Source organism: Phytobacter sp. V69 (genome assembly GCF_965644215.1).
Classification (GTDB): Bacteria; Pseudomonadota; Gammaproteobacteria; order Enterobacterales; family Enterobacteriaceae; genus Phytobacter.
The window spans coordinates 1-3,714 of sequence record NZ_CBFFRL010000313.1 but is presented as its reverse complement, the minus strand read 5'-3'; the positions used below and the strand labels follow the sequence as shown (position 1 = coordinate 3,714).

The 3,714-nt window shown below is 53.3% G+C and carries 3 protein-coding genes; all 3 read right to left on the bottom strand.

Features of this window, described 5'->3' with window-relative positions; translation table 11 throughout:
- Positions 1–101 precede the first annotated feature (101 nt).
- The 3 genes from ACSZPU_RS24295 to ACSZPU_RS24285 all read right to left on the bottom strand — a co-directional run bounded on the left by ACSZPU_RS24295 (position 102) and on the right by ACSZPU_RS24285 (position 3,378).
- Positions 102–1,799 carry a methyl-accepting chemotaxis protein gene (locus tag ACSZPU_RS24295; protein ID WP_499004131.1) on the bottom strand — a complete coding sequence of 566 codons (1,698 nt, stop codon included), beginning with the start codon at positions 1,797–1,799 and terminating at the stop codon, positions 102–104.
- A gap of 152 nt (positions 1,800–1,951) precedes the next feature.
- The gene (locus tag ACSZPU_RS24290) at positions 1,952–3,070 is read right to left on the bottom strand and encodes an S-(hydroxymethyl)glutathione dehydrogenase/class III alcohol dehydrogenase (RefSeq protein ID WP_499004130.1); all 1,119 of its coding nucleotides are present in this window, start codon (positions 3,068–3,070) and stop codon (positions 1,952–1,954) included.
- A 32-nt stretch (positions 3,071–3,102) separates the two neighbouring features.
- Positions 3,103–3,378: a metal/formaldehyde-sensitive transcriptional repressor gene (locus tag ACSZPU_RS24285; protein WP_499004128.1), complete on the bottom strand. Its 276-nt coding sequence runs from the start codon at positions 3,376–3,378 to the stop codon at positions 3,103–3,105.
- Positions 3,379–3,714 lie beyond the last annotated feature (336 nt).

Below are 3,714 nucleotides of genomic sequence, written 5' to 3'. Positions count from 1 at the left end.
ACTCTCAGAGTCTGGACTGAGTACGCCCCTATGGGGCGTTATCAATGCCACCTGCTATGCAGGTGGTTTTTTACGCATGCGTAAAAAAGGCCCTTATTACATCAGAACGTTTCCCAGTTCTCGCTGCTATGTGCCATAGCAGGACGCTGAGTACTGACGGTCTTGGTTGGTGTTGAAGACGATTTGACTGACCGGCTTGCGCTGGCGGTGTTCACCCGGAACGCACCTACCGCTTCGGTCAGACGCGCCGCCTGCTCTTCCAGAGAACCCGCTGCCGCCGAGGCTTCTTCTACCAGCGAGGCGTTCTGCTGGGTGACGTTATCCATCTCGGTAATGGCCTGGCTAACCTGGGTGATACCTTTGCTCTGCTCATCGGATGCGGCGGCGATTTCCATCATGATATCGGTAACGCGTTTCACCGCGGTCACGATCTCATCCATCGTTTCACCTGCCGCCACCACTTCACTGGAGCCTTTATCAATCAGGTGTACCGACTCGCTGATCAGCGCTTCAATCTCTTTTGCTGCCTGTGCGCTGCGGCTTGCCAGCGTACGCACTTCACTTGCCACCACGGCAAAGCCACGCCCTTGCTCACCGGCACGTGCGGCTTCCACGGCGGCGTTCAGCGCCAGGATGTTGGTCTGGAAAGCAATGCTGTTAATCACTGCCGTAATTTCAGAAATTTTCTTCGAGCTGGAAGAGATATTGCCCATGGTCTGCACCACGCCATCAACAATCTCACCGCCTTTCGTGGCTTTGCCCGAGGCATCGCGCGCCAGGCTGCTGGCATGATGCGCGTTATCCGCGTTCTGTTTCACGGTCGCCGTCAGCTCTTCCATGCTGGCAGCGGTCTGCTCAATTGCTGCGGCCTGCTGCTCCGTACGTGAAGACAGGTCGGTGTTGCCGGCAGAAATTTCGCTGGTGCCGCGATAAATTTCCTCTGCGCCGTCACGCACCGTGGTGACGGTTTTCACCAGTGAATGCTGCATCAGCTGCAGATCATGCGTCAGACGACCAATTTCGCTGCGACCGCTGCTTTCTTCCGCAACGGTAAGGTCGCCTGCGGCGATGTGTTCGATACGCTGGGCCGCACGCTGCAACGGATTAATCACCACACGACGCAGCACGGTAAAGGTGATGACCGTTAAGAACAGTGCGACAGCAAAGGCGCCAGCCATAAAGATCAGGCCCAGTTGAGTACGCTGATGCGCCTGCTCGCCGAGACGGGTCGCGCGATCGCTACGAATCTGAATCGCTTTAAGCAGGTATTCATTGAACGCGCTGTCTAACACGCGCGCATGTTCATTTTCATGGTTGATGATGGCTTCAAACATGCCGTTTTTGGCATATTTCAGCATCGGCTGCATGCCGTCGTAATAGGCGTTAAAGCGGCTGGTCAGTTCGCCATCCAGCGCCACGTCTTCCGGGGTTTTTACCACCCGGGTCATATAGGTATTAAAGCCATCTTGCGCTTGCTTGATGCGTTTTTCCGCATCGGCAATGTTCTTTCTCATTTCATCCATTTCCGCGATGCGGCTGGCCGCCCCGGCATGGATCAGGCTGATACGTGCGATACGTAAGTTGTTGGAACTGTTAGACAACCCCATGCGAACCTGGATTTCTTGCGTCACGTCCTGCTGATCTCTGTCAGCCTGCATCAAAAAGTACCCTGCCAAACCGGAACTCAACGCAAATAACAGCAAAATGCCACCCAGGATGGCTGAAAATAGGGGAACCAAGCGAATATTGTGCATAAATCCAATGCCTTGCTGTCTGTGCATCGCTGCTGTTTTATCCATGGCTATCGACTCTCTTTTTGTAAGATGCGTAAAACACGCCTGTAGGACAGGTATCGGCAATTGTGGGATTTATGTTACGGAGAAAAACGTCAGGCGGGTCACAGAATCAAACATTGAAAATGCCAGCGGCTCAGCCGCTGGCCAGCGGTCACCTATTTGTCACCGAAATGGATTACAGTGCGAATGGATTTACCTTCGTACATCAGATCGAACGCTTCGTTGATCTGAGCCAGCGGCAAACGGTGGGTAATGAACGGGTCGAGACGAATTTTGCCCGCCATTGCATCTTCCACCATACCCGGAAGCTGAGTACGTCCTTTTACGCCACCGAAAGCAGAACCGCGCCACACGCGACCGGTTACCAGCTGGAACGGACGGGTTTTGATCTCCTGGCCCGCACCGGCCACACCGATGATGACGCTCTCGCCCCAGCCTTTATGGCAGCACTCGAGCGCAGAACGCATCACGTTAACATTACCGATACATTCAAAGCTAAAATCCACACCGCCGTCGGTCAGTTCAACGATCACATCCTGAACCGGCTTTTCGTAATCTTTTGGATTCACGAAATCGGTCGCACCCATCTCTTTTGCCAGGGTGAATTTATCCGGGTTAGTGTCTACTGCAATAATACGCCCGGCTTTGGCCTGCACCGCGCCCTGAATCACCGCCAGGCCGATACCGCCCAGACCGAACACCGCCACAGTGTCGCCCTCTTTCACTTTCGCCGTGTTGTGTACAGCGCCAATGCCAGTGGTCACGCCGCAGCCCAGCAGGCAAACTTTGTCCAGCGGCGCCTGAGGGTTCACTTTCGCCAGCGAGATTTCCGCGACGACGGTGTATTCGCTAAACGTACTGGTACCCATGTAGTGATAAATCGGCTCACCGTTATAAGAGAAGCGCGTGGTGCCATCCGGCATCAGGCCTTTACCCTGGGTCGCGCGAACGGCCTGGCAGAGGTTGGTTTTCCCGGATTTACAGAACTTACACTCGCCACATTCAGCGGTGTACAGCGGAATGACATGGTCGCCCGCTTTCAGGCTGGTCACCCCTTCACCCACTTCCACAACCACACCACCGCCTTCGTGGCCCAGTACCGCTGGGAAGACACCTTCAGGATCATCACCGGAAAGGGTAAATGCATCCGTGTGGCAAACGCCGGTGTGGGTGATGCGAACCAGAACTTCGCCTTTTTTCGGCGGTGCGACATCAATCTCAACAATTTTGAGCGGCTGACCCGGCCCAAACGCAACAGCAGCACGTGATTTCATCAGACTCTTCCTTTTTATGTGTACGTTAATGTTTATTTTAGATAAGAGCGCAAAAGATGACCGACTTCCGCCATGCGGACAGCACGCTGATCGGAAGTTGTGTCGCCACTGACCAGTTCATCTTTCAGGTGTATTTCGACCATTTCACCCATCAGACCGTTAGCCGCACCCCGTACGGCAGCAATCTGTTGCAGGATAGCAATGCAGGGATCGCCGTTTTCCAGCGCGCGCTCCAGTGCGTCGACCTGCCCACGGATGCGACGAACCCGGGTGAGAATACGTTTTTTGTCTTCAGGTGAATGCGGCATAACCACTCCTTATATACTATAGGGGGGTATGGTACATGATTTGGTGTGCGGGTGTAAAATTGAAATTTCACCTATGGTCAGTGCATGCGCCCCTCATATCAATGAGTGGCGTTCCGGTTGGCAGAGCTGTAAGTATTGCTTACTCCCCTTGTATTCAATATATTTCGAAAGTTATATGCTCAATCCAGCCATATCGGTCGCAGAGAGAAGGATATATTATAAAAAGTCAGAAGAAACATTTACTGAATATAAAAACGAACACCGCGAATTCAGATAATAAGTGCAACGCTCGGACATGATTGTGGAGAGTGTAGGAGGAAGGGTTAACTACCGATA